Annotated in this window: 25 protein-coding genes; 12 read left to right on the top strand and 13 right to left on the bottom strand. The window is 67.3% G+C overall.

Annotated features, from left to right (window positions below; genetic code table 11):
* Positions 1-3: 3 nt before the first annotated feature.
* On the bottom strand, positions 4-726 hold the full coding sequence (gene pyrH, locus OXR08_RS07300) for a UMP kinase (RefSeq protein ID WP_174236598.1): 723 nt from the start codon (positions 724-726) through the stop codon (positions 4-6).
* A 312-nt stretch (positions 727-1,038) separates the two neighbouring features.
* Here pyrH and OXR08_RS07295 point away from each other — a divergent pair, with 312 nt between their 5' ends.
* The 3 genes from OXR08_RS07295 to OXR08_RS07285 are packed head-to-tail and all read left to right on the top strand — an operon-like array spanning position 1,039 to position 3,444.
* The gene (locus tag OXR08_RS07295) at positions 1,039-1,518 is read left to right on the top strand and encodes a TadE/TadG family type IV pilus assembly protein (RefSeq protein WP_267349046.1); all 480 of its coding nucleotides are present in this window, start codon (positions 1,039-1,041) and stop codon (positions 1,516-1,518) included.
* Positions 1,515-2,048 (top strand): TadE/TadG family type IV pilus assembly protein, encoded by a 534-nt coding sequence (locus OXR08_RS07290; protein ID WP_267349044.1) that lies wholly within the window; start codon positions 1,515-1,517, stop codon positions 2,046-2,048. Before OXR08_RS07295 ends, OXR08_RS07290 begins: the two co-directional genes overlap by 4 nt.
* Positions 2,035-3,444, top strand: coding sequence for a vWA domain-containing protein (locus tag OXR08_RS07285; protein ID WP_267349042.1), 1,410 nt, complete (start codon positions 2,035-2,037; stop codon positions 3,442-3,444). Before OXR08_RS07290 ends, OXR08_RS07285 begins: the two co-directional genes overlap by 14 nt.
* Positions 3,445-3,494: 50 nt before the next feature.
* On the opposite strand, the gene OXR08_RS07280 is transcribed toward OXR08_RS07285, so the two are convergent.
* Complete coding sequence (locus OXR08_RS07280; RefSeq protein ID WP_267349040.1) at positions 3,495-6,077, bottom strand: M1 family metallopeptidase; 2,583 nt, start codon at positions 6,075-6,077, stop codon at positions 3,495-3,497.
* 322 nt (positions 6,078-6,399) lie between these two features.
* On the opposite strand from OXR08_RS07280, the gene OXR08_RS07275 reads away from it, so the two are divergent.
* A complete protein-coding gene (locus OXR08_RS07275) occupies positions 6,400-7,359 on the top strand; it encodes a nitronate monooxygenase family protein (RefSeq protein WP_112382413.1) in 960 nt (319 codons plus the stop codon).
* Between the two features lie 24 nt (positions 7,360-7,383).
* On the opposite strand, the gene OXR08_RS07270 is transcribed toward OXR08_RS07275, so the two are convergent.
* The 3 genes from OXR08_RS07270 to OXR08_RS07260 form a co-directional block, all read right to left on the bottom strand.
* Positions 7,384-8,478 (bottom strand): zinc-binding dehydrogenase, encoded by a 1,095-nt coding sequence (locus OXR08_RS07270; protein WP_267349038.1) that lies wholly within the window; start codon positions 8,476-8,478, stop codon positions 7,384-7,386.
* A gap of 119 nt (positions 8,479-8,597) precedes the next feature.
* A complete protein-coding gene (locus OXR08_RS07265; protein ID WP_112382414.1) occupies positions 8,598-9,050 on the bottom strand; it encodes a DUF1465 family protein in 453 nt (150 codons plus the stop codon).
* 104 nt (positions 9,051-9,154) lie between these two features.
* Positions 9,155-9,352, bottom strand: a complete 198-nt coding sequence (locus OXR08_RS07260; protein WP_112382650.1) for a DUF465 domain-containing protein — start codon at positions 9,350-9,352, stop codon at positions 9,155-9,157.
* A 186-nt stretch (positions 9,353-9,538) separates the two neighbouring features.
* Here OXR08_RS07260 and OXR08_RS07255 point away from each other — a divergent pair, with 186 nt between their 5' ends.
* The gene (locus OXR08_RS07255) at positions 9,539-9,694 is read left to right on the top strand and encodes a YdcH family protein (RefSeq protein ID WP_112382651.1); all 156 of its coding nucleotides are present in this window, start codon (positions 9,539-9,541) and stop codon (positions 9,692-9,694) included.
* A 92-nt stretch (positions 9,695-9,786) separates the two neighbouring features.
* Here OXR08_RS07255 and OXR08_RS07250 read toward each other — a convergent pair whose 3' ends face one another.
* From OXR08_RS07250 to OXR08_RS07230, 5 genes are all read right to left on the bottom strand, one after another.
* Complete coding sequence (locus OXR08_RS07250) at positions 9,787-10,164, bottom strand: PilZ domain-containing protein (protein WP_112382415.1); 378 nt, start codon at positions 10,162-10,164, stop codon at positions 9,787-9,789.
* A 123-nt stretch (positions 10,165-10,287) separates the two neighbouring features.
* Entirely contained in the window at positions 10,288-10,749 is a 462-nt protein-coding gene (gene dksA / locus OXR08_RS07245) for an RNA polymerase-binding protein DksA (RefSeq protein ID WP_112382416.1), read from the bottom strand.
* Between the two features lie 561 nt (positions 10,750-11,310).
* Complete coding sequence (locus tag OXR08_RS07240; RefSeq protein WP_267349034.1) at positions 11,311-11,784, bottom strand: hypothetical protein; 474 nt, start codon at positions 11,782-11,784, stop codon at positions 11,311-11,313.
* An 84-nt stretch (positions 11,785-11,868) separates the two neighbouring features.
* On the bottom strand, positions 11,869-12,207 hold the full coding sequence (locus tag OXR08_RS07235; protein WP_267349032.1) for a hypothetical protein: 339 nt from the start codon (positions 12,205-12,207) through the stop codon (positions 11,869-11,871).
* Positions 12,208-12,278: 71 nt separating this feature from the next.
* Positions 12,279-12,794 (bottom strand): host attachment family protein, encoded by a 516-nt coding sequence (locus tag OXR08_RS07230; protein ID WP_112382417.1) that lies wholly within the window; start codon positions 12,792-12,794, stop codon positions 12,279-12,281.
* Between the two features lie 112 nt (positions 12,795-12,906).
* Here OXR08_RS07230 and serS point away from each other — a divergent pair, with 112 nt between their 5' ends.
* From serS to OXR08_RS07205, 5 genes are all read left to right on the top strand, one after another.
* The gene (gene serS, locus OXR08_RS07225; RefSeq protein ID WP_267349029.1) at positions 12,907-14,184 is read left to right on the top strand and encodes a serine--tRNA ligase; all 1,278 of its coding nucleotides are present in this window, start codon (positions 12,907-12,909) and stop codon (positions 14,182-14,184) included.
* A 3-nt stretch (positions 14,185-14,187) separates the two neighbouring features.
* The gene (surE, locus tag OXR08_RS07220; protein WP_112382419.1) at positions 14,188-14,952 is read left to right on the top strand and encodes a 5'/3'-nucleotidase SurE; all 765 of its coding nucleotides are present in this window, start codon (positions 14,188-14,190) and stop codon (positions 14,950-14,952) included.
* Positions 14,953-14,968: 16 nt separating this feature from the next.
* A complete protein-coding gene (locus tag OXR08_RS07215; RefSeq protein WP_240313462.1) occupies positions 14,969-16,057 on the top strand; it encodes a M23 family metallopeptidase in 1,089 nt (362 codons plus the stop codon).
* A 56-nt stretch (positions 16,058-16,113) separates the two neighbouring features.
* Complete coding sequence (gene tyrS / locus OXR08_RS07210; RefSeq protein ID WP_267349025.1) at positions 16,114-17,340, top strand: tyrosine--tRNA ligase; 1,227 nt, start codon at positions 16,114-16,116, stop codon at positions 17,338-17,340.
* 125 nt (positions 17,341-17,465) lie between these two features.
* The gene (locus tag OXR08_RS07205; protein ID WP_267349023.1) at positions 17,466-17,783 is read left to right on the top strand and encodes a PilZ domain-containing protein; all 318 of its coding nucleotides are present in this window, start codon (positions 17,466-17,468) and stop codon (positions 17,781-17,783) included.
* Positions 17,784-17,789: 6 nt separating this feature from the next.
* On the opposite strand, the gene recG is transcribed toward OXR08_RS07205, so the two are convergent.
* The gene (gene recG / locus OXR08_RS07200) at positions 17,790-19,838 is read right to left on the bottom strand and encodes an ATP-dependent DNA helicase RecG (protein WP_267349021.1); all 2,049 of its coding nucleotides are present in this window, start codon (positions 19,836-19,838) and stop codon (positions 17,790-17,792) included.
* A 72-nt stretch (positions 19,839-19,910) separates the two neighbouring features.
* Here recG and OXR08_RS07195 point away from each other — a divergent pair, with 72 nt between their 5' ends.
* Together OXR08_RS07195 and mfd are read left to right on the top strand one after the other, a co-directional pair.
* Positions 19,911-20,177: a succinate dehydrogenase assembly factor 2 gene (locus OXR08_RS07195; RefSeq protein ID WP_112382422.1), complete on the top strand. Its 267-nt coding sequence runs from the start codon at positions 19,911-19,913 to the stop codon at positions 20,175-20,177.
* Between the two features lie 152 nt (positions 20,178-20,329).
* Positions 20,330-23,791: a transcription-repair coupling factor gene (mfd, locus tag OXR08_RS07190; RefSeq protein ID WP_267349018.1), complete on the top strand. Its 3,462-nt coding sequence runs from the start codon at positions 20,330-20,332 to the stop codon at positions 23,789-23,791.
* A gap of 127 nt (positions 23,792-23,918) precedes the next feature.
* On the opposite strand, the gene OXR08_RS07185 is transcribed toward mfd, so the two are convergent.
* Both OXR08_RS07185 and OXR08_RS07180 read right to left on the bottom strand, forming a co-directional pair.
* On the bottom strand, positions 23,919-24,329 hold the full coding sequence (locus OXR08_RS07185) for a nuclear transport factor 2 family protein (RefSeq protein WP_267349016.1): 411 nt from the start codon (positions 24,327-24,329) through the stop codon (positions 23,919-23,921).
* A partial coding sequence (locus OXR08_RS07180; protein WP_267349014.1) for a GGDEF domain-containing phosphodiesterase occupies positions 24,326-25,489 on the bottom strand: 1,164 nt, incomplete at its 5' end. The genes OXR08_RS07180 and OXR08_RS07185, both read right to left, overlap by 4 nt.

Here is a 25,489-nt window from a genome sequence, read left to right as displayed (position 1 = left end):
CGATTACTCCTGATTCTGCACGATCGTCGAGACGCCGTCACCGGCGAGCACGGCACCGAAATTGCCATGCTCGCGGATGTTGAAGACGACGATCGGGATATTGTTGTCGCGGCACAGCGCGATGGCAGAGGCATCCATGACCTTCAGGTCGTCGGACAATACGCGCGAATAGCTGACGGTTTCATAGCGCGTGGCCGTCGGCACCTTTTTGGGATCGGCATCGTACACACCGTCGACGCTGGTGCCCTTGAACAGCGCGTCACACTTCATCTCGGCCGCGCGCAGCGCCGCACCGGAATCGGTGGTGAAGAAGGGCGAGCCGACACCGGCGGCAAAGATCACCACCCGGCCCTTTTCCAGGTGTCGCTCGGCACGGCGACGGATAAAGGGTTCGCACACGCTGGACATCGGGATCGCCGACTGGACGCGGGTGTCGACGCCGATCTGTTCCAAGGCGTTCTGCACGGCCAGTGCGTTCATCACCGTGGCCAGCATGCCCATATAATCGGCCGTCGCCCGCTCGATCCCCTTGGCCGCCGCCGAGAGGCCACGGAAGATGTTGCCGCCGCCGACGACCACGCACAGTTCATAGCCCTGGTTGCGCACATCGGCGATCTCGCCGGCGACGCGTGCGGTGATGACGGGGTCGATGGCAAGACCGCCCTCGCCCATCAGGACCTCACCCGAGAGTTTCAACAGGATGCGTTTGAAGCGTGGCGCGGTCATCAGATCTCGGAAGCTGGTTGGGGGAGCGGCGCGGACCTTAGGCGCGGCGGCGCGCCGGGGCAACCTCGGCGACGTGCAGGATCGATGGTGATTTCATACGGGTCGCGGCGGCGTGCGAGAGCAACGCCGACAAAGATTATCCATCGATATCAAACACGTCGCAAAGCTGTACCATTTTGGGTGTCGTTTCACAGATAAGCTATTTTTTACGTTCTGTTGCTAACGATTGCGGCCATGATCCTGCGCTGCGCCAGCATTGTTCCAAGGCCGTCATCGACATCCCGACCGCTTTGGCGTTCGACGCGGGGCGTCGTGCTGGTCGAGTTCGCGATGATCGCGCTTCCGTTTTTCGCCGTTCTGCTCGCCGCATTGATGACCAGCCTCGTCTTCTTTGCCCAGCAGACGCTGGAAAGCGTCACCGCCCGCTCGGGCCGGCTGTTGCTGACCGGGAGCGACAAGGCAGCGGTTGCCAGCAAGGCCGCGTTCAGGACGCGTATCTGCAACGATCTTCCCGCCTATCTGCGCTGCGAGAATCTGTTGGTTACGGCGGCGAAGCCGGACACCTTTACCGCTGCCGATTTCACGCAACCCACGATCCGGTTCGACGCAAGGGGCAAGCCGATCGACAATCTGCCCTTCACCATCGGTGAGCCCGGCAAGATCACGGTTCTGCGGGTCCTGTACGTATGGGATCTGCCGACGGTATCGCTGGGCTACGACATTTCCAATCTGCCGGGCGGGCGTCGGCTGCTGGTCGGCACGGCGATCGCACGTGCGGAATTGTATAAATGAGGCCGCTGATAACGCTGGGTCGGGATCGCCGCGGCGTTGCCCTGATCGAGTTCGCCTTCACCTTTCCCATCCTGTTGCTGCTGTTCCTGGGCGGCTATCAACTGGCCGATGCGGTGGCGTGCCAACGCAAGGTCGGGCTGGCGGATCGCACCATCGTCGATCTGGCGAGCACGCCCAAGACGCTGACCAAGGCCGATCTGCAAACCATCCTCGAGTCCTCGACCGCGATGCTGGCACCCTATTCGCGCGCCGGTGCCACGGTTCGGGTGCTGCAGATCGTCTTCGATGCCGCAGGTACGCCGTCAATCGACTGGAGCCGGGCGATCAATACCACGCCACGCACCGCTATTTCCACGGACGACATACCGGCCCGCCTGCGGGTGGCGAATACCGCGCTGATCATGGGCGAGGTCACCTACGCCTATGATCCGGGTGTGGCTTATCGTTCGGTCGGCAAGCTGAATTTCTCCGACCGCTTTTTCATGAATCCCCGCAACTCCAACATGGTCGTTTGCAATGACTGTCGCTGACCTGATCGCCGCCGCATCCCGGGGGGCTCGCCGGCTGCACGAGGATCGCCGGGGCAATGTGTTGATGCTGACCGCGTTCGCGCTGTTGCCCATCACCTTCGCCACGGGGATGGGCATCGATTACAGTCGCGCCAAGCGGACTGAAAGCAAGCTGGACGCGGTCGCCGATGCCGCCAGCCTCGCCGCCGTGACCCAGGTGACGATGGAGAAGCCCGTCGGTGCGGCCTGCGCCGCAGCGCGCAACACGTTCGTTTCCCAGACGGGAGGGCTGGACGGTCTGTCACTCGACGTCAGCCAGCCCAGCGGCCTGCAGATCGTCATTACCGACACCTATGCCTCCGGCACGGCGGCACCCTACATCTGCCCGACGAACCCCAACGCGAACGCTACCGGCGAGCGGCCGCTGACCCGCAAGGCGGTCGTCACCTATGGCGGCACATCGGCCAACAGCTTTGCCGGCGTGCTGGGCGTCGCGACGCTTGCCGTGGCCGGCACCAGCACGTCGGAGACGATCAAGGCGCCGTATATGGACGTCTATCTGGCGCTCGACACGTCGCAATCCATGGGGCTGGCGGCATCCGACGAGGATGCGAAGAGGTTGTGGACGCTCACCTACGAGCTGAACAGCGACGTCCAAAAGAACAAGCGCGGGTGTCAGTTCGGCTGCCACGTAGCTGGCAAGCTGACGGATGGTTCGTGGGAGAAATACTCAAACGAAGCGATTGCCAACAAATACGGCATCAAGATGCGAGTGGATATTGAGCGCATTGCTGTGCTGGACATGATCAACACGGCACTGAACAGCCAGAACAAGGACCGCTTCTATCGGTTTGGGGTGTATGAGTTCGGCACCGATATGCGACAGGTGCAATCGCTGACCGACGACCTGAGCAGCGTGACGCGTACCGTGTCGAAACTGACGCTCGGTCCCAATGACGGGGCGGTCGGCTATGGCGATACCAACCTGGCCGCCGTGATGAACGGCATGGCGGCACAGATCCCGGCGAGCGGCGACGGTACTACGAAAGCCGATGCCCGCAAGTTCCTGTTCATCGTCACCGATGGTGTACAGGACCTGTGCGGCAAGAGCCATTGCATGGCGTTGATGGACCCGGCCAAATGCGAGACGCTGAAGCGGGACAAGAAGGTCACGATCGGGATCGTCTATACGACCTACCTGCCGGTCAAGAAATTCCCAGCCGACGACAAAAGCACAGAATTTGCTTTCGAATACAATTGGTTGATCGCCCCTCTGCCGCCATCGAAGATCCGCCCGAGGCTGGAGGAATGCGCCTCCCCCGGCTGGCTGCTGGAGGCATCGGACGGCGACGGCATCCATGCCGCGATGCTGAAGCTGTTCACCCAGGCGACGCAGGCGCCGACGATCATTCACTAGCAGACCAAGCCCTCGTGCCACCCAGGGTCGGGCGGCACAAGGTGCGGAGGTTACTTGCCCAGCCAGCGGGTGACGGCGGGTTGCAACTGCGTGGCCGTGCCCTTGCGGACGCCGATCTGCGAAATGGCGCGGGTGGCGCCGCCGCGCGAGCCGGCGGGCAGATACTGGTTGGCAAAGGCCGTGATCTTGCCCGGCATGGCGGGATCGCTGGAGCCTGCACCCAGCCCGACGATGAAGCCCGAACGCGTGCTTTCCTCCAGGAAGCTGTCGACCAGCGTGCGATTGGCGACCGCCCAGTCGAAGGCGAGATCGGGGTGGGTGCCGGCGATCGAGCGGAGCAGAGCGGCGCGCTGCGGGGGCGTGAAGGTGTCGGTCTTCAGCAACTCCAGCGCGCGCGCGGCGATGGCCGGATCGTCGGCATAGCCGAGCAGCGTGACGTAGCGGTTCTTGGCGACCGGGCTGCGCTCCGCCTTGGTCAAGGCCAGCAACTGGTCCCACTCCGCCGCGGTCGCATTGCTGGCATAGGTGGCCAAGATCGGCGCGCGGATGGCGGCGGGGATCGCGCCCGGATCGGTGCGAAGCGCGGCGACATAGGTGCGGGCGCGGGCCGCGACATCGGCATCGCCGTCACCACCCAGCTGGCCGATCAACTGTTCGCGCAGGTTGCTGATCAGCGCCGACTCGCCCGGCTTCGCATCAAGCCCGATCCGGGCGAGTACCGGCTTCAGCACGGCGGCGCTGCGCTGGCGGAGCGACGCCTCCAGCGGCGTGCCGCGATACAGCCGCTCCAGCGTGCCGAGCTTGCCCGCGACCGTGCCCCATTCCAGCGGGTCGGCATTCGCCCCGACCTGCGCCATCACCGCGAACCAGCGCGACAGATCCTGATAGCCGCCCGCCGCCAGCGCGAAGTCGTCGCCCAGCGTGCCGAGCCGGTCGTCCAGCGCCATCTTGTTGAAATCACGCACGATCGCGGCATGACCCGTCTCGTCGTACATCACACGGGTGTAGCTGCCCTTGCCATGGTTCAGCACCAAGGTGCCGCATCCGGGCACCTTGACCGGGGTCGCGGTGGCACCGAAGACGGTGGCGCGTGCCTCGCCGCCGCCGATCGTGGCCAAGCGGATGGGCACATGCCAGGTCTGCGGCGTCTTTGACGCGGCATCCAGGCCGAAGCGCCCTTGCGTCAGCGTGGCGACGGTCGCCCCGCCCTCGCAGCGCGTGCCGGTCAGCGTGACCAGCGGCACGCCGCCCTGCAACGTGAAGTCCTTGGCAATGGTCGCGATCGGCTGGCCCGAGGCGGCGGACAGTTCCGCCCAGAGCTGGTCGGTGACGGTGTTGCCGTACTTGTACTTGGCCATGTAGCGGCGGATGCCTTCACGGAACGGCGCCTCGCCCAGCGTCGCCTCCAGCATGCCGATGACCGACTGGCCCTTCAGATAGGTGATGCTGTCGAACGCCTCGCCGATCTGGTCCACCGTCTCCACCTTGCGGATGATCGGATGGGTGGCGGACGTCGCATCGATCGCCATCGCGCTTTCGCGGGCGCCGACCACCTCGGCCTCGCGCGCCTTCCATGCGGGGTTGAGATCGGCGGACGCCTTGTTCTCCATCCAGGAGGCAAAGCCCTCGTTCAGCCAGAGATCGTCCCACCACGCCATGGTGACGAGGTCGCCGAACCACTGGTGCGCCATTTCATGCGCGACAACGGTGTGGATGCGTTGGCGATTGCTTTCCGTCGCGATCTTGGGATCGAACAGCAGTTCGGATTCGAAATAGAAGATCGCGCCCCAGTTTTCCATCGCGCCGAAGAACTGGCTGGAGCCGGGGCCGGCGATCATGTCCATCTTGGGCAGCGGGTAGCGCTGGCCGAAATAGTTGTTGAAGTATGGCAGCAGCTTCGACGCCGCGCCGAGCGCATAGTCGCCCTGATCGACCACGCCCTTGCGGCTGATGATGCCGATCTCCACGCCGTTCGCGCGCGCCGTCTTGCGCTCGACATCGCCCATGCCGAGGAAGAGCAGATAGCTCGACATCACCGGCGTTTCGCCGAACTTGTAGAGCTTGCTGCCGTCCGCTGCCTGCGTGATCGTGGCGGGCATGTTGGAATAGGCGGTCTGGCCGGCCGGCGCGGTCGAAGACAGGCGGAACTTCGCCTTGAACGCGGGCTCGTCCCACATCGGCGCGAAGCGGCGGGCATCGGGTGCCTCGAACTGGGTCGCCAGCATCCGGGCCTGGCTGCCATCGGTGTTGGTATAGTCGATCGCGAACAGGCCGGAGGCGGCGCGATTGATCGTGCCGGTCCAGGCGAAACCGACCGTATGGCGCCCGGCCGTTACCGCCTGCGGCAGGGTCAGCGTCAGCGTCTGCGCTTCGTTGTCGAGCGCGTAGCGGATCGGCTTTTCGTCCAGCGTCGCGCGGGTGATCGCCAGATCGGCGGCGTTCAGGACGATGGTGCGCGTCGGGGTCTTCACGTCGACCGTTACCGTCTCCTCGCCGGAGAAGGTCAGCTTCTGCGCGTCGGGGCGCACCGTGATGTCGTACAGCACCGGCACGACCGTGCGCGGCAACTGCCCGGCGGCAAGCGCGGGCGCGGAGACGGTAAGGGACAGAAGCGCGGCAACGGCGAGTTTCATGAACGGGACCCTGTGATATGCTGTTACATCGGCGGTGTACGCTGTTGCGCGAACAAGGCAACATGAGGGTTGCGCGCGATGGGGCGATTCGCGGGTAACGCGGCGTCCCGCCGACGCGATTTGTGCCCGGTGGGTTGGAAGTGGACACTACACCCCCCTGTCCGTGTCCACTTACCTTTTCTGCAATCGTCCCGCCGCGCAAAGGACCGGTAGAACGAGGACGTCAGCATGGCGGCAAGCCTAGCGGAAAGCGACGCTGTAGGACAGCGGCCCCCTCCTGCCGCATACTGGACATGCTTGCCGTTTACGTTATCGTAAAGCGATGACCCTGCCCGCCCTGTTCGACCGCCTGCGCCTGCCCGTGATCGGGTCGCCGCTGTTCATCATCTCCGGTCCCGAACTGGTGATCGCACAGTGCAAGGCGGGGATCGTCGGATCGTTTCCCGCGCTCAACGCACGACCGGCGGCGATGCTCGACGAATGGCTGCACCGGATCACCGAGGAACTGGCCGCGCATAATCGCGACCATCCGGACCGGCCGGCCGCACCCTTTGCCGTCAACCAGATCGTCCACCGGTCGAACGACCGGCTGGAGGCGGATCTGGCGACCTGTGCCAAATGGCAGGTCCCGATCGTCATCACCTCGCTCGGCGCGCGCGAGGACCTGAACCAGGCGGTGCATGGCTGGGGCGGGATCACGCTGCACGACGTGATCGACGACCGCTTTGCCCGCAAGGCGGTGGAAAAGGGCGCGGACGGGCTGATCGCGGTCGCGGCGGGCGCGGGCGGCCATGCCGGGCGGCTGTCCCCCTTCGCGCTGGTGCAGGAAATCCGGCAATGGTTCGATGGGCCGCTGGCGCTGTCCGGATCGATCGCGACCGGCGGCGCGATCCTGGCGGCGCAGGCGATGGGGGCCGACGTCGCCTATATCGGCTCACCCTTCATCGCCACGACCGAGGCCAATGCGGTCGACGGCTACAAGCAGGCGATCGTCGAGGGGCGCGCGTCGGACATCGTCTATTCCAACCTGTTCACCGGGGTGCACGGCAATTACCTGCGCGGGTCGATCGCCGCCGCCGGCCTCGACCCCGACGCGCTGCCCGAAGGCGACCTGAAGACGATGGACTTCGGCACCGGCAACGGCGCCAAGGCCAAGGCATGGCGCGACATCTGGGGATCGGGCCAGGGCATCGGCGCGGTGGATGCGGTAGAGCCGGTCGCGGACCGGGTGGCGCGGCTGGAGCGCGAATATCGTGCCGCCCGGGTGCGGATCGGGGGGTAGGCTCCGCCCCCGATCCAGCCTGCATCAGATCTCCAGCGCGACAAAGATCGCCCTGGTCTTCTCCTTGTCCAGCGCGACCTCGAACGCGTCGTTGATCGCATCCAGCGGAAAGCGGTGGGTGATGAGTTCCTGGGTGCGCAGCTTGCCGCGCGCGACCAGATCGAGCACCTCGGCCTGTTCGGGGTAGATGTCGTGGACGGCGAAGCTGGCACTGGGGATCAGTGCGATCTCCGACATCTGGATGCGCTGCCATTCCAGCGCGATCTCGGTCTTGCCCCCGTCGAAGCCGCCGACCAGGACGATCCGGCCGCCGCGTCGCGCCAATTTGGTCGCCAGCGGCAGCGTGGTCGGCATCGACGTGCCGCCGGCGCATTCGAACACCACGTCCGCGCCGCGACCTTGCGTAAACGCCATCACCTGTTCGACCGGGTCCTGCTGCTCCGGATCGACCGTCACGTCGGCGCCCAGTTGCCGCGCCACCTCCAGCGAATGCGCCACGGTGTCGATGATCAGCACATCGGCGCCGCTCGCCTTGGCCAGCATCGCCTGCCCCAGCCCGATCGGGCCGGCGCCGATGATCGCGACACGCGCGTTGATGGTCAGCCCCGACAGATGCTGCGCATGCAGGCATACCGCATAGGTATCGAGCAGCGCGGCATCGTCGAAGCCGACATGATCGGGCAGCTTGTAGAATTTGTGCTGTGGCCCGACGACGAACTCGGCATAGGCACGCGACACGCTGGCACGGCGGGTGGGATAAAGGTCGGGGCAGCGATTATACTGGCGCACCCGGCACCATTCGCAATGTCCGCAACCCAGAACCGATTCGACCAGCACGCGGTCGCCGATCGCGACATGGGTGACATCCGCCCCGATCTCCACCACCTCGCCCGCCATTTCATGGCCCATGATGCAGCAGCGCAGTTCGGGGTCGGGTTTCTTCCAGTGGCGCAGGTCGGTGCCGCAGATGCCGGCGACGCGCACCCGCGCCTTTACCCAGTCCGCGGCGGGCAGTGCGGGCTCCTCCACCTCCGCGATGCGGAAGCGGCCATCCTCGGTTTTCAGGGCGGCTTTCATGGTGCGGCCGGTGCTGGCCGGGTCACTGGTCTCTGCCGTCATCGATCGCCCTGTCCCTTGTGGTGGACAGCGGGAGGTGACGCAACTTTCAAGTGACTGAAATAACGTGATTTAACCTCGGGCGGCGGCGGTCGCACATCGCGAACCGCCTGCCGCAGCCCTTAGAAAGCGGCGACCAGCCGATCGTGCAGCGAGTGCGCCGGATTGGGCATGTCGTCGGCCACGGTCCGGTCCAGCCGGGCGACGCGCCGGTGCAGGTCGATGCTCGTCGCCACCAGTCCGCGGGCGCGCGGCGGCATGGTCGCCAGCATGTCGCCATCGGTGACCGGCGCATCGCCCAGCCGCCGGGTCGGTGCGCAGGCATCGGCGGCGCTCAGCTCGCCCGCGTCCACCGCGCGCTGGGTGAGCAGCCAGGCGATGACATGCATGAGGCGGGTGGTCAGCTTCAGCGCCTCGCAGGAAAAGGCGACCCGCTGGACCGGCGCCAGACCGTCGCGATCGCCGCGCCCGCCCAGATCGAAATAGCTGCGAGCCTCATCGGCCAGCAGCATCGCCTCACTATACAGCCCCTCGGTCAGGCGCCGGCGCAAATCGGGATCGGTCCGTCCATCCATGATGCATGCGGCTCGCACAATCCCGGCACGTCGCACAGAGCCTGCGACGATGCCGTCGTCCCGAAACGGAGCAGGCGGCCCTGCCCCTGTGCTTCCAGAGGGCGTCAGGCGATGATGTCGGGTATCAGGCGATCCTCGACGGCGGCGATCTCATCGCGCAGGCGCAACTTGCGCTTCTTCAGCCGGGCCATCTGCAGCTGGTCGGGCACCGGCACGGCCGCCAGGGCGCCGATCGCGGCATCCAGATCGCGATGCTCGACCCGCAACACGTCCAGCCGCCCCCGCCATTCCGCATCGTCCATCGCATATCCCCCGGCCATCGCTGCCGCTCCCTTACGATGGGACGGGCGGCGGCGCGAGCGGGCAGATGCAGGTCGTCGCGCCTTTCACCACCATTTGTCGATTTCCGACCAAGGGGTCGGGACATTGCGGTCGATCGGTGCTTTAATCCCTTTCCCCCAACGCGAATGCTCAGGAGGTTTACCGCCATGCAGTCAACGCATCATCAGGCCCTGGAGACGAAGCATGCGACGCTGGATCGTCGCATCCATGCAGAAACGCAGCGCCCGTTACCCGATGCGACCATCCTGGCCGACCTCAAGAAACAGAAGCTGCGACTGAAAGAGGAAATGAGCAGCCTTTAACGGCAGATCGTGGGTCTCGGACGCATCGGCGTCCGGGGCCCTTTTGCCGCCCGGCGGTCGCGAGCCATGCCGCTACCCGCCGCCGCCGCCCGTCAGGGTTTCGAAGATTTCACCCGGACATTGGGGATAGACCGCGCATAGGTCGGCGTCGTCGTGCCACCGGTCACCGGCTTGCGCGCCAGTTGCGGATCGATGCTGTTGTCGAAGGCGACGCCTACCCGCCCCTGCGTGCACCAGGCGATCTTGCCGTGCACCTCGCCGATGCCGCGCAGCACCAGCATGACCGGGGTGCCCGGTTCCAGGATGCGGGGGAATTCGGCCATCAACCCGCCCTCGGACAGATTGCGCACGCGCACTTCATGGCGCTGCCCGGCGACCTCGAACTGCGCCATCAGGAACAGACTGTCGCGTGGCGCACGCCGCTCCGCGTCTGCCACTGCCTGGTTCGTGCTGCGATCGTCGCCGTTCATATATCCATTCCGCGCGGGCCCCTGACTTGAACCGGGGACACTATCGGTTGCCCGCCCCCATCCCAAGGGGATATGACGCAATGGGTAAACGAAACAATAACCCATTGCATCATTCGCGGTCGATCAATCGTCGCGCGACACCTTCTCGTTACGCTCGTGGCGCTCCTGCGCCTCCACCGTCATCGTGGCGATCGGCCGCGCCTCCAGCCGGCCCAGGCTGATCGGTTCGCCCGACACCTCGCAATAGCCATATTCGCCGTCGTCGATACGGCGCAGCGCCGCATCGATCTTGGCGATCAGCTTGCGCTGCCGGTCGCGGGTGCGCAGCTCGATCGACCAGTCGGTCTCGCTGGAGGCGCGGTCGGTCAGATCCGATTCGCGCAACGAATCGAGCTGCAGCTGCGACAGCGTGCCTAGCGAATCACGCTGGATCGCTTCCTTCCACTGATTGAGTTTACGGCGGAAATAGTCCTGCTGACGCAGGCTCATGAACGGTTCGTCCGCCGAAGGGCGATAGCCGTCGTCCAGGTCGTTCGCAGCCGCCGGGCTGCTGGAGTCGTCCACGCGATTAAACACCGTCGCCATACCACTCTCCCTCGGGCCCGTCGGCGCTTTTCGCTCCGCGTCCTCAGGGCCGCCCCCCATGGTGTCAGCGCCTATAATCGGAGAAACCGGGCGCGGCAAGCGACTGACGTTTCAGATGCTTACCTATTTGCGCAGCTTTGTTGCGAACATCTGCACGCTGGTGCAGCGCAGCATTGTGCCATTCGGCATCCGTTGCAGCATTGCTGCACCGGCAAGCGGGAAATTTCCGCACGATCCTGAGCGAAAATCATGGTTTCGCAAGCGCACGCTCCCGCGAGTCCCGTTCTTGCACGACCGCACGCGCCGGAGAGGCCTTGCACTTAAGTGTTTCTTGGTTTCTGTCGAAGTATCGGGCGCAGAGCGTCAACAGGGTTGATCCCCGGCCGGCTTGGGCGGGCGATGTGAGAGGTAAGCGATGTCGGTCCGGATGGCCTTGGCGAAACTTAGCGCATGTGCGGCGGGCGGTGCCGTGATCGGCGGCGGTGCCGTGCATATCGCGGAAAGTCCGAAGCGGCCGGCGATCACCCAGCAGACCAAGATCAAGAAGGCGCCGCGCCGCCATTATGCCAAGGTCGGCAAGGTCCGCCGCGTGGTGACCAAGACCACGACCACCGCCTGCGCCCCGGCGGTGGTGACCGTATCGACGCAGGCGCCGCCGGTGCCGCTGCCGCTGCCCGCCGATCCGGTGCTGGCCGGCGGTGGTGGCGGCTTTGCGCCAGCGGTGATCGGCGGCGGCTGGGGCTCGCCCGGTTTCGGCGGCGGCTTTGGCGGCGGCTTCGGCTTCGGTGGCGGCGCCGGCTCCAGCGGCAGCATCGTCATCTCGTCCACCTCTTCGGGCGGATCGACCTCGACGGGCGGCTCCTCCACATCGACCGGCGGGTCATCCACGGGCGGGTCATCGACCTCCACCGGTGGCTCCTCGACCTCGACCGGCGGGTCTTCGACGTCGACGGGCGGGTCTTCGACGTCGACGGGCGGCTCGTCCACCTCGACCGGAGGATCTTCGACCTCGACGGGTGGGTCCTCGACGTCCACCGGCGGCTCCTCCACCTCCAGCGCGTCGTCGGCGTCCAGCGCCTCCAGCGCGTCGTCCGCCTCTTCGGCGAGCGGGAGCAGCAGCTATGGATCGAGCAGCAAGGGCTGGTCGTCCAATGGCGGATGGTCCTCGAACGGCGGCTGGTCGTCGAACGGATCGAGCGCCAGCGGCTCCAGCGCCAGCGGGTCGTCGGCCAGCGGCGCCTCGGGCAGCACCGGATCGAGCGCGAGCAGCGCGTCCTCGGCATCCTCGGCCAGTTCGGCCTCTTCCTCGGGCAGCAGCGGATCGAATGGCGGACCGCCGACACCGGTGCCCGCACCGCCGATGATGCTGTTGTTCGGGGCCGCCGCCGCCGCACTGGTCGCCCGCCACCGGTTCGCGAAGCGCACCGCGCAGGCCTGATCCACCAGCTTTGCGGCCAAGGAAAAAGGGGCCCGCCGATCCCCTCGGCGGGCCCCTTCCTGCGTGTGCGGGAGGGGTGTCCCCTCGCGCGTCAGGCGTTCTTCAACGCCGTCTCGATATCGGGCACCGGCATGTTGGTCAGGTCCTTGGCCAGTTCGCCCGTCAGCCGGTTGCTCACCTCCTTGTGGTAATGCTTGCGGAGTTCGCCCAGCGTCTGCGGCGGCGCGACGATGATCAGCGACTCGAACTCATTGGCCAGCGCACGACGCTTCAGCATGTCGGCGATCTCGACCGCGAAGCGGTCTTCCTCCTGCTGGTGATAGTCGGTCTCGCCGAGCGTGCCGCGCGAGGGGGCGAATTGCGCGCCCTGCCCGCCGCCACCGGCCTGGTTCGATCCGCCCTGCGCGATCGGCGGGGCGCCTTGTCCGCTCTGCGTCGAGCGGGCCGCACCGGCTGCATCGGTCTTCTGGTCGCGGTCGCGCGGGTTGGGATGCTCTTCGGCATGTTCGACCTTGAGGTTCGGGAACTCGGCATCGCCATCGTTGCGGAAGAACAGGCTCTTGCGCCCGTCGGCCACCAGCACGAATGCATTGTGCGGCACCAGCATCGCGTATCTCCTTGCAGTGTCGGTTCTATTCGGGACAACGCGCGTGCCGCCGCCGTGGTTGCGCCGGTGGCCGGCTTGCAAGCCCGCGTTCACCCCGCCATAGCCACGGCCCATGCACGACATCCGCCTGATCCGCGACGATCCCGCCGCCTTCGATGCCGCCCTGACCAAGCGTGGCGGCGAACCGCAGTCGGCCGCCCTGCTCGCGCTGGACGAGCGTCGCCGCACGACGATCGCGGCCGCACAGGACGCACAGACCCGCCGCAACGACCTGTCCAAGCAGATCGGGCAGGCCAAGGCGGCAAAGGACGAAGCCCGCGCACAAAGCCTGATGGCCGAGGTCGCCGACCTGAAGGCAAAGCTGCCCGAGCTGGAAGAACAGGAACGCGCGATCGGCGCGGAGCTGGACGCGGCCCTTGCCGCCATTCCCAACCTGCCCGCCGCCGATGTTCCGCCGGGCGCGGACGAGGCCGACAATGCGCTGGTCCACACACGCGGCCAGCGCCCCGAATTCCCCTTCCCGCCCGCCGAGCATGACGCGATCGGCCCGGCGCTGGGACTGGATTTCGAAACCGGCGTCGCGCTGTCGGGCGCGCGCTTCACGCTGCTCCGCGGGGACGCGGCCCGGCTGTCGCGGGCGCTGGGGCAGTTCATGCTCGACCGACTGACGCAGGAGCATGGCTTCGAGCTTGTCCAGCCGCCCCTCATGGTACGTGACGAGGCGGCGTTCGGCACCGGGCAATTGCCCAAATTCGCCGAGGACCTGTTCCGCACCACCGATGGCCGCTGGCTGATCCCCACGGCCGAAGTTTCGCTGACCAACATCGTGCGCGAAGCGATCCTGGCGGAGGAGGAACTGCCGCTGCGCTTCACCGCGCTCACCCCCTGTTTCCGGTCGGAAGCGGGCGCGGCGGGCCGCGACACGCGCGGGCTGATCCGCCAGCACCAGTTCGACAAGGTCGAGATGGTGTCGATCGTCCATCCCGACCGGTCGGACGAAGAACATGAGCGGATCACGGCCTGTGCCGAGGGGGTGCTCGACGCGCTCGGCCTCGCCTATCGCCGGATGCTGCTGTGCACGGGCGACATGGGCTTCTCTGCGGCGCGCACCTATGACCTGGAGGTGTGGTTGCCCGGGCAGGACCGGTATCGCGAGATTTCGAGCTGCTCGACCTGCACCGATTTCCAGGCGCGCCGGATGAACGCCCGCTTCCGCCCCACCGAGGGCAAGGGGAACCGCTTCGTCCACACGCTGAACGGCTCTGGGCTGGCCGTCGGTCGCACGCTCGTCGCGGTGATCGAGAATTACCAGCAACAGGACGGATCGGTGGCGGTGCCGGCCGTGCTGCAACCCTATCTGGGCGGCGCCACGGTGCTGGGCGCACGCTGAGCCATGCGCATCCTCCTCACCAATGACGATGGCTATCATGCCCCCGGCCTGAAGGTTCTGGAGGAGATCGCCGCGCGGTTTTCCGACGATGTCTGGGTGGTGGCACCGGCGGAGGAACAGTCGGGGACCAGCCGGTCGCTGACCCTGACCCGGCCGTTGCGCGTCCGCCGCTTCGATGAGCGGCGTTTCGCGGTGGCGGGCACGCCCACCGATGCGGTGATGATGGCGCTTGGCGAGATCATGGCGGACGGCAAGCCCGACCTGATCCTGTCCGGCGTCAACCGCGGCGCCAATCTGGGCGAGGACGTGTTCTATTCGGGTACGGTATCCGCCGCGATGGAGGGCGCGCTGGCGGGCATCCGCTCGGTCGCGCTCAGCCAGCGTTACGCGCAGCACGGGATGGGCGATGCGGTCAGCTTCGATACCGCGCGCGCCTGGGGCGAGCGGGCGTTGCGCCCGCTGCTGGGTCTCGACTTTGCGCCGCGCACGCTCATGAACGTCAACTTCCCGCCGGTGGCGCCGGATGCGGTGCAGGGCATCCGCGTCGCGCGGCAGGGCATTCGCGATTATGGCCGGGTGCGGATGGACAAGCGTACCGATCCGCGCGGTTATGACTATTACTGGCTGGCACTCGGTCGCATGCCGCACACGCCGGCGCACGATACCGATCTGGACGCGGTGCATGACGGCCATATTGCGGTCACCCCGCTGCATCTGGACCTGACGCACGGCGCCTCGCTCGCCATGCTGAACGCGGCCTATAGTTGAAGCGGAGGGTGGCGGCATGCGGAAGCTGGCGATGATGCTGGGCGCGACGATGCTGGCGGGGTGCATCCCCAGCCTGGACGATGCCACCCCCACTGCGCCGCCGCCGCCACCCCCGCGCGCAGAGGAACGGCCCGCCCCGCCGGCGATGCAGGGCGACCTGTCGCCGCCGGCCAGCGACGCGGTATCGACGCTGCCGGCGCCGCGCCCGTCCTGGGAAACCCGGCCCGTCACGCCCGACGCCCGCGAAATCCCCGCCTCCACCTATGTCGTGCAGCCGGGCGACAGCCTGCGCCGGGTGGCGGATCGCACCGGTTCGGGGTCGGAGGCGATCGCGCGGGCCAACGGCCTTCAACCCCCCTTCGTCATCCGGGTGGGGCAGCGGCTTTCGATCCCCGCCGGGCGCTATCACCTGGTCCGCTCCGGCGAGACGGGGATCGCGATCGCGCGCGCCTATGGCGTGGAATGGTCGCGGATCGTCGACGCCAATGCGCTGGAGGAGCCCTATGTGCTGCGCGCCGGCCAGCGCGTCATCATTCCCGGCCCGGCGAGCGGCGAGCATACGCCCTCGCTGGCCGATCGCGCCGCGGCGTTCAGCCTGGACGTGGACGACATCCTGACCGGCGGCGAGCCCGCGCTCGCCAGCAACCAGGCGCCCGCCAGGCCCGCCGCGACGCCGAAGCGCGTGCTGCCCCCGACCGCGGTCGTCGCCGCGCCGGCACGCCTGCGCTCCGGCTTCGTCTGGCCGGTCGACGGCCGCGTCGTGCGCCGCTTCGGTCCCGGTGCCAGCGGCGAGCGCAACGACGGCATCAAGATCGCGGTGCCGCTGGCCACGCCGGTCAAGGCCGCGGCGGACGGCGTTGTCGCCTATGTCGGCGACGGCATCGCCGCGCTGGGCGGGCTGGTGATCGTCAAGCATGGCGACAACTGGACCAGCGTCTATGGCCATGCCTCCAAGCTGCTCGTCCAGCGCGGGCAGAGCGTGAAGCGCGGGCAGACGATCGCGCTGTCGGGCGATACCGGCTTCGCCGACCGGCCGGAGGTGCATTTCGAACTGCGTCGCGGCCGTACCCCGGTCGATCCGCAAAGCCAGTTGCCGCGCAAGTAAGGCCACCCAACTGAAGGGTGACGGCGGCGGCGCGCATGTGTAACGACACACACACTATGACCTACCAGTCCGACCTGCTTCGCACGCTGTCTGCCCGCGGCTATATCCACCAGATGACCGATGCCGCGGCATTGGACACGCTGGCCGCCAAGGGGATCGTGCCTGGCTATATCGGCTTCGACCCGACCGCGCCGTCGCTGCACGTCGGCAGCCTGGTGCAGATCATGCTGCTGCGCCGGCTGCAACAGACGGGGCACAAGCCGATCGTGCTGATGGGCGGCGGCACCGGCAAGATCGGCGATCCCAGCTTCAAGGACGAGGCCCGCAAGCTGCTGGCCGAGGATGGCATCCAGGCCAATGTCGCCTCGATCAAGCGCATCTTCGAACGCTTCCTGACCTTTGGCGAGGGGCCGACCGATGCGGTGATGGTCGACAATGCCGAATGGCTCGACCGGCTGGAATATATCCCCTTCCTGCGCGAGGTGGGGCAGCATTTCTCGGTCAACCGGATGCTCAGCTTCGACTCGGTGAAGCTGCGGCTGGACCGCGAACAGTCGCTCAGCTTCCTCGAATTCAACTACATGATCCTGCAGGCCTATGACTTCCGCGAACTGGCGCTGCGCCGCGGCTGCCGGCTCCAGATGGGCGGCAGCGACCAGTGGGGCAACATCGTCAACGGCATCGAGCTGGCGCGCCGGATGGACGGCACCGACGTGTTCGGCGTGACCACCCCGCTCATCACCACCGCAGACGGCGGCAAGATGGGCAAGACGATGGCCGGTGCGGTCTGGCTGCACGAGGACCAGCTGCCGCACTTCGATTACTGGCAGTTCTGGCGCAACACCGACGACCGCGATGTCGGCCGCTTCCTGCGCCTGTTCACCGACGTGGCCGAGGACGAGATCGCCCGGCTGGAAGCGCTGGAAGGCGCGGAAATCAACGAGGCCAAGAAGATCCTCGCCAACGCCGCGACCGCGATGTGCCGCGGCGCGGCGGCGGCGGAAGAGGCTGCCGAAACCGCGCGCCGGACCTTCGAGGAGGGGTCGGCCGGCGGCGCGCTGCCGACGCTGGCGGTTGCAGGCGGCAGTATCGGCATCGTCGATGCGCTGGTCGGCCTGGGCTTTGCCAAATCGAAGGGCGAGGCTCGTCGTCTGATTGCGGGCGGCGGCGCGCGCGTCGAGGGCGAGAAGATCGACAGCGACACCGCGATCATCGCGGTCGATGCGGAAACCGTGCGAATTTCCGCCGGCAAGAAGCACCATGGGTTGCTGGCACGGGAATGACCTTGCTGCAATGCAGCATAAGATCTTGATCTACATCATACTGATTTGCCAAATAAAATTCTGATCTGGATCCTTTTTCAACCATTGCGGGTTTAACCGTATTGGTGTGAAGCGGGGGTACGGGGATGAATTGGGCAGCAACGGCAAACAACCATGAAGATCGCGGCGAGCCGCGGCACGAGGTGTTTTATCGCACCAGTGCCGTCGCCGCCAACGGCAGCAGGATCGCGATCGTCATCGTCAACGTCTCTGGCGGCGGCCTGATGGCGCGGTGCATCGACACGCTGAACGTCGGGGACCGGATCGACGTCCAGCTGCCGGTTCTGGGCAGCGCCACAGCCGAGATACGCTGGGCGCTCGGCGGCCGGATCGGCTGCCAGTTCGACCGGCCGGTGCCCACCCATTCCTATTTCCCGTTCCTGTCGGCGCTGCGCGGTAGCTGATCCCGCTCAGCCCGAGCGAAGCAGCGCCACGCCCGTCTCGCGTTCGAACAGGTACAATGCCGTCCGCGCCGCCTGCCCGCGCGGCCCCTGCAACCCGCCGTCGCGGTCGATCAGCAACCGGGCATCGTCCTGGGCGCACTGGATCAGGTCGTTCAGCATCTCCGGTGCGACCAGCCTGAACGACAACTCGCCCGACTGACGCTTGCCGAGCAGGTCGCCGGCCCCGCGCAGTCGCAGATCCTCCTCCGCGATCCGGAAACCGTCATTAGTCTCGCGCATCAGCGCAAGGCGCGCGCGCGACGTCTCCGACAGCGCATTGCCCCGTAGCAACAGACAGCGCGACAGCCCCCCGCCCCGCCCAACACGCCCCCGCAACTGATGAAGCTGCGCCAGTCCGAACCGGTCGGCATGCTCGATCACGATCAGCCGCGCATTGGGCACATCCACCCCCACCTCGATCACGGTGGTGGCGACCAGCACGCCCAGCCGGTTGCCCGCGAACGCCTCCATCACCGCGTCCTTTTCCGCCGGCTTCATCTTGCCGTGGATCAGGCCGACCCGGTCGCCGAACAGCGCGCGCAGCGATTCCGCCCGCATCTCGGCGGCGGCGAGGTCGGACTTCTCGCTTTCCTCGACCAGCGGGCACACCCAGTAGGCCTGCCCGCCATCGGCCAGATGGCGGCCCAGTCCGGCGGCGACCTCGTCCAGCCGCTCCTCGGATACGACCCGCGTCTCGATCGGCTCGCGCCCGGGCGGCATCTCGTCCAGCCGGCTGACGTCCATCTCGCCGTAATTCGCGAGCGTCAGCGTGCGCGGGATCGGCGTCGCGGTCATCGCCAGGACGTGCGGACTGCGCCCCTTTTCCTGCAGCATCATGCGCTGCTGCACGCCGAAGCGATGCTGTTCGTCCACCACCACCAGACTGAGGTCGCGGTAGGTGACGCCTTCCTGAAAGATGGCGTGCGTGCCGACCAATATGTCGATCTCGCCGGCCGCCAGCGCCATCAGCGTCGCCTCGCGCGCCCGCCCCTTGTCGCGGCCGGTCAGCACCCCGATCTGCACCGGCAGGCTCGCCAGCGTCCGGCGCAGCGTCTCGTAATGCTGGCGCGCCAGGATCTCGGTCGGCGCCAGCATCGCGCCCTGCGTCCCCGCCTCCACCGCGATCAGCAGCGCCATCGCGGCGACCAGCGTTTTGCCCGCGCCCACATCGCCCTGCAACAGCCGCAGCATCGGCGCCTCCTGCGCCAAATCGCCCTCGATCTCGCGCACCGTACGGTCCTGCGCCCCCGTCAACCGATACGGCAACCGCAGCATGTCGCGCAGGCGCCCGTCCCCCTTCAGCGCCCGGCCCCGCCGCCGCCGCGAATCGGCGCGCACCAGCGTCATTGCCAGCTGGTTGGCGAACACCTCGTCATAGCCCAGCCGCTCGCGCGCCTTGGCGTCGGTGGGGTCGGCATGGATCCGCGCCAGCGCATCGCGCCAGTCGGGCCAGCCGCGCGCGGCCTTCAGCCCCGGCTCGATCCATTCGGGCAAGGCCGGCGCCCGCTCGATCGCCTGCGCGGCGAACCCCGCGATCCGGCGCGAGGTCAGCCCCTCGGACAGCGGATAGATCGCCTCGCGCATCGCAAAGGCCTCGTCATCCTCGCCGACCTCGGGATGGACGATCTGGAGCGTGTCGCCATAAAGATCGAGCCGCCCGGATACACGGCGCGGCTCGCCCACCGGCAACTGCCGCTTCGCCCAGCCGGCCGATCCGCCGAAATAGACCAGCGCAACGGTATTGCCGCGCGCATCCTCGGCAATCACACGCGCCGGTCCGCGCCCGGCCGGGCTGCGATGCTCGCGCGGGGTCAGCGTGATCGCGATCACCCGTCCCGCATCCGACGTCATCAGCTCGTCGCGCGGCAACCGGTCGATATGCCCGGTCGGCAGGTGGAAGGCGACATCGACGACGCGACGAAGGTCCAGCCGGTCCAGCGGCTTGGCAAGGCCGGGCCCCACGCCTTTCAGCGCGGTCACCTCGGCGAACAGCGGATTGAGGATATCGGGACGCATGACTACATGCCGCCTATACCGCACCCGACGGCCGCCGCCAGCGTCCGCCGGGCACCATTTGTTGGGAGCCCCATGGACCACGCCATCCGTCTGAAACGTCTGCGCTTTCGCAGCTGGCACCGCGGCACCAAGGAGGCCGACCTGATGATCGGCGGCTTTTTCGACCGGCATCACCAGGACTGGACGCCAGAGCAGACCGACTGGTTCGAGGCGCTGCTGGAGGAACAGGACGTGGATATCATGGCCTGGGCGATCGGCACCCAACCCTGTCCGCCGCGTTGGGAGGGTCCGATGATGCAGACGATGCGCGAACTGGACTTCGTACCCGTAGCGAAGTGACCTTTGCCCCCCTCTCCCCCCCCCCGGGGAGAGGGTCGGGGTGAGGGGATGCCACAGGCGGAAACGCTGCCTGGCACCCCCTCACCCTCCCCACGGCTGCGCCGCGGGTCCCCTCCCTCTCCCCGTCGGGGCGAGGGCCTAGTGGAAATATCATGCCCGACCTGAAGACGATCCTGTCCGCCACCACCCCGCTCACCCTGTCCGGCGTGCCCGCAGGGTTCCAGCCGTCGCTGCTCGCCGATCTGGCGCGTGCGGCGGGACGCGTCGTCTTTATCGCCAGCGACGATGCGCAGATGCGCGCGATCGCCGGCACCGCGCCCTATTTCGCACCCGAGCTGGAGGTCATCCAGATCCCGGCCTGGGACTGCCTGCCCTATGACCGCGCCTCGCCGACGCTGCGCATCATGGCGGAGCGGATCGCCGGCCTGCACCGGTTGCAGGCCAAGGCGAAGGCGCCGCAACTCGTGCTGACCACCGCCAATGCCGCGACGCAGCGGGTGCTGACCCCGTTCCGCATCCGCCAGCTCGTCGCCAAGCTGGCGCCCGGCGAGCGGATCGACCTCGACCGGCTGGCAGCGCTGCTGCAGGCGAACGGCTATGTCCGCACCGAGACGGTGCACGACCAGGGCGAATATGCGGTGCGCGGCGGTCTGGTCGACCTGTTCCCCAGCGGGGCGGAACAGGCGCTGCGCCTCGACTTCTTCGGCGACGAGATCGAAAGCGTCCGTACCTTCGATCCCGGCGACCAGCGGACCACCGGGCGGATCGAAGGCTTCACCCTGCTGCCTGCGTCCGAGGCGCTGCTCGACGAAGAATCGATCAAGCGGTTCCGCACCCGTTATCGCGAGACGTTCGGTGCGACCGCGACCGGCGACCCGCTCTATCAGGCGATCTCCGACGGGCGGCGACTGGCCGGCATGGAGCATTGGCTCCCCTTGTTCGAGGACAAGCTGGCGACGCTCTTCGACCATCTGGGCGATGCGGTCGTGGTCCGCGACGCCGGCGTCGCCCAGGCGGCTGAAGGCCGGTTCGAGGCGGTCGCCGACTATTACGAGAACCGCAAGCGGGCCGAAGGCGCGCAGCCGGGCAGCTATCGCCCCCTGCCCGCCAAGGCACTGTATCTGGCGCCCAAGGAATGGGCCCCCGCGCTGGAGGCGGCGACCGCACATTTGACCACGCCCTTTCACGAGCCGGAAAGCCGGACCGTGCTCGACTTCGGCGTCGACAATGCCCGCGACTTCGCGCCCGAGCGGGCCAACCAGGCGAATGTCTACGAGGCAGTCGTCGCGCATATCGCGGCCTTGCGCAAACAGGGGCGCAAGCCCGTCCTCGCCAGCTATTCGGTCGGTGCGCGCGAACGGCTGACCAGCCTGCTCAAGGATCATGGGCTGAAGGGCGCCAAGGCGGCGGATGGCTGGCAGGAGGCGCTGGGCATCGCCGATACGGGCAAGAGCTTCGGCGTCGCGATGATCGTCCTGCCGCTCGACCATGGCTTCACCGCGCCCGACGTGTCGGTGCTGACCGAACAGGACATGCTCGGCGACCGGCTCGTCCGCCGGGCCAAGCGCCGCAAATCGGCGGACGCGTTCCTTGCCGAACTCGCCACGCTGTCGCCCGGCGATCTCGTCGTCCATGCCGATCACGGCATCGCACGCTACGAGGGGCTGACCTCGGTCCCGGTCGGCAAGAGCCCGCACGACTGCGTTGCCCTGTCCTATGCCGGTGGCGACAAGCTGTACGTGCCGGTCGAGAATCTGGAGGTTCTGACCCGCTACGGATCGGGCGAGGACGGCGCCACCCTCGACCGGCTGGGTGGCGAGGCGTGGCAGCGGCGCAAGTCGAAGATGAAGGAGCGCATCCGCGAGATTGCGGGTGAGCTGATCGCCACCGCTGCCGAGCGCGCGCTACGCCCCGGCGAGCTGGCGGAGCCGGATACCGCCGGCTATCCCAGCTTCGTCGATCGCTTCCCCTACGAGGAAACCGACGATCAGGACCGCGCGATCCAGGATGTGCTGGCCGACCTTGCCGCGGGCAAGCCGATGGACCGGCTGATCGTCGGCGATGTCGGCTTCGGCAAGACCGAGGTGGCGCTGCGCGCCGCCTTTGTCGCGGCGATGGCGGGGATGCAGGTTGCGGTGGTCTGTCCCACGACCCTGCTCGCGCGCCAGCATTACAACAACTTCGTCCAGCGGTTCGAAGGCTTCCCGATCAAGATCGGGCGGCTGTCGCGCCTCGTCACCGCCGCGGAGTCCAAGAAGGTGAAGGAAGGCGCCGCCTCGGGCGACCTCGACATCGTCGTCGGCACGCACGCGCTGCTGGCCAAGAATGTCGAGTTCAAGCGCCTCGGCCTCGTCGTGGTCGACGAGGAACAGCGCTTCGGCGTGACGCACAAGGAACGGCTGAAGGCGCTGAAGGCCGACGTCCACATGCTGACGCTGACCGCCACGCCGATCCCGCGCACGCTGCAGATGGCGATGTCGGGTCTGCGCGAGCTGTCCGTCATCCAGACGCCACCGGTCGATCGCCTGGCGGTGCGCACCTATGTCATGCCGTGGGACCCGGTGGTGCTGCGCGAGGCCCTGCTGCGCGAGCATTATCGCGGCGGCCAGAGCTTCCTCGTCACGCCCCGCGTCGCCGACCTGCCCGATCTGGAGGAGTTCCTGCGCAACGAGGTGCCCGAGGTCCGCTACGTCGTCGCGCACGGCCAGATGTCCGCCACCGAGGTGGAGGAGCGCATGTCGGCCTTTTACGACAAGAAGTTCGAGGTGCTGGTCTCCACCACCATCATCGAAAGCGGGATCGACATCGCGTCCGCCAACACGATGATCGTCAACCGCGCCGACCGCTTCGGCCTGGCGCAACTCTACCAGCTTCGCGGGCGCGTCGGTCGCGCCAAGACGCGCGCCTATGCCTACCTCGTCACCCCGCCCGAGCGGCAGATGACCGATGCCGCGGAGAAGCGGTTGAAGGTGCTGTCCGACCTCGACTCGCTGGGCGCCGGGTTCCAGCTTGCCAGCCATGATCTCGACATTCGCGGCGCGGGCAATCTGCTGGGCGACGAACAGTCGGGGCATATCAAGGAAGTCGGCTACGAGCTCTACCAGTCGATGCTGGAGGAGGCGATCCTGGAGGCCAAGTCCGGTGGCGCGTTCGAGCGTCCGCGCGACTTCAGCCCCCAGATCACGGTCGATGCGCCGATCCTGATCCCGGACGATTACGTCCCCGACCTCGACCTGCGCATGGGACTGTACCGCCGCCTGAACGACCTCGAAAAGCATGCCGAAATCGAATCCTTCGCGGCCGAGATGATCGACCGCTTCGGCCCGCTGCCCGATGCGACCGACAACCTGATCCAGGTCATCAAGATCAAGCTGAACGCCAAGAAGGCGTGCGTGTCGAAGATGGATGTCGGCCCCAAGGGCGTGCTGGTGTCGTTTAACGACAACAAGCCCGCCGATGTGGACGGCCTGTTCGCCTATGTGGACCGGCTGAAGGAGGTCGCCAAGCTGCGCCCCGACGGCAAGCTGGTCGTCAACCGCGCCTGGCCCGACGCCAAGGCCCGCCTCCACGGCGCGCTGCAACTGTCCAAGGGGCTGGCGAAGGCAGCGGGCTGAATGCCGGCGCCTGGCGTGTCGGCTTTGAACATAGTTCGTTCGTGCTGAGCGTAGTCGAAGCACAGCCACCAGCGCGTGGCCTTCGACTTCGCTCAGGCCGAACGGATGAAGGGGATATCGCGTACCCCTAGCTGCTATGATCCGCCACGATCTTCCATCCACCCGCCTGGCGTTCGAAGACCAGCGTCGTCATCCCGCTTTCCTCGCCATTGCCCCCGCGCAGGTGCCAGCGGGCGAAGACCATTCGCCGCTCGCCGATCGGCCGGATCAGCAGATATTCGAACGACAGCCGTCCGCGGCTGTTCGCGCCCCCGGCAAAGCTGGCGCGGTAGCTGTCGGCGATCGCCGCCTTGCCGCGCACCAGCCCGCGCGCACCGACATACACCGCATCGGGCGCATAGATGCCCATGAACCGGTCGAGATTGCCTGCGTCCCACCCGGCCGCACTCGCCGTCATCGCCGCGCGGATGCCCGCCTCGGCCGGATCGCCCGCCTGTGCCGCGACCAGCGCGATCCCGATCGCCATCATGCCCATCATTCGCTCTCCATGATCGCCACCAGTTGCGCCTCGCCCAGTGCCCCTGCCCGCAGGAAGCCCTGGTAGTAATTGCACCCCTCCGCCGCGAGCAGCGCCAGTTGCGCGGAGGTTTCCACCCCTTCGGCGATCACCGCCAGCCCCAGCGACTGCGCCATCGCGATCACCCCGCGCACCACCACCCGGTCGCGCGGCGAGCCCTCGATATCCTGCGTGATCGCCCGGTCGATCTTGAGATAGTCGAGCGGCAGTGCTTTCAGATAGGCGAGGCTGGAATAGCCGGTCCCGAAATCGTCGATCGCCACGCGGCACCCCGCCCCGCGCAAGTGCGCGAGCAGCGCCGCGGCGGCGTCGAGATTCTCGATCATCCCCGTCTCGGTGATCTCCACGGTCAGGCGCCCACGCGGGAAGCCGCTGGCGTCGACGCGCTTCAGGAACATTTCGGCAAAGCCGGCGCGCGCAATGTCCGCCGCGGTCAGGTTGATCGAAAGCCTCACCCCGTCCAGCGCCTGCGGCCAGCGGGTGGCACGCGCCAGCGAGATGCGCTGGATGTGATCGGACAGCGCGATGCCCAGGTCGGCGCGCTCCGCCGCGGCGAACAGCGGCTCGGCCCCCAGCGGCCCCAGCGTCGGGTGATACCAGCGCGCCAGCGCCTCGACGCCGACGATCCGCCCCGTCGCGATCTCCACCTGCGGCTGGAACAGCACGTCGATCTCGCCGCGTTCGATCGCATGGTGCAGGTCCACGCCCAGCACGTCGAGCGGCGCCACCCCTTGCGGATGCGCCACGCGCAGCACCGCGCCGTCGCTCGCTTTGGCCTCGGCCAGCGCCTCGCTCGCCCGGCGCAGCAAGGCGGCGGCATCGTCGCCCATTTCGCTGCGCGCCAGTCCCAGCCGCGTGCCCAGCAGCACCGGCGACCCCGCCGCCAGCACCGGCCGCGCCAGCGCCCCCTCCAGCGCGGCGGCGATCGCGGCGGCCTCCCCGGCCCCGCCCATGCCCGCCACCACGAAATTCGACCCGCTCAGCCGCGCGGTGATCGTCGCCTCCCCGAACACCTCCGCCGCCGCCGCCCGGATCCGCGAATCGATCGCGCGCAGCAGCATCGTTCCCGCCGGCCGCCCATGCGCCGCGTTCACCAGGTCCAGCCGCGACAGCGACACCAT

The sequence above is a fragment of the Sphingomonas sp. GM_Shp_2 genome (genome assembly GCF_026540875.1).
GTDB lineage: Bacteria > Pseudomonadota > Alphaproteobacteria > Sphingomonadales > Sphingomonadaceae > Sphingomonas > Sphingomonas carotinifaciens.
The sequence above is the reverse complement of the archived record's forward strand: the minus strand, read 5'-3'. Positions and strand labels throughout refer to the sequence as shown.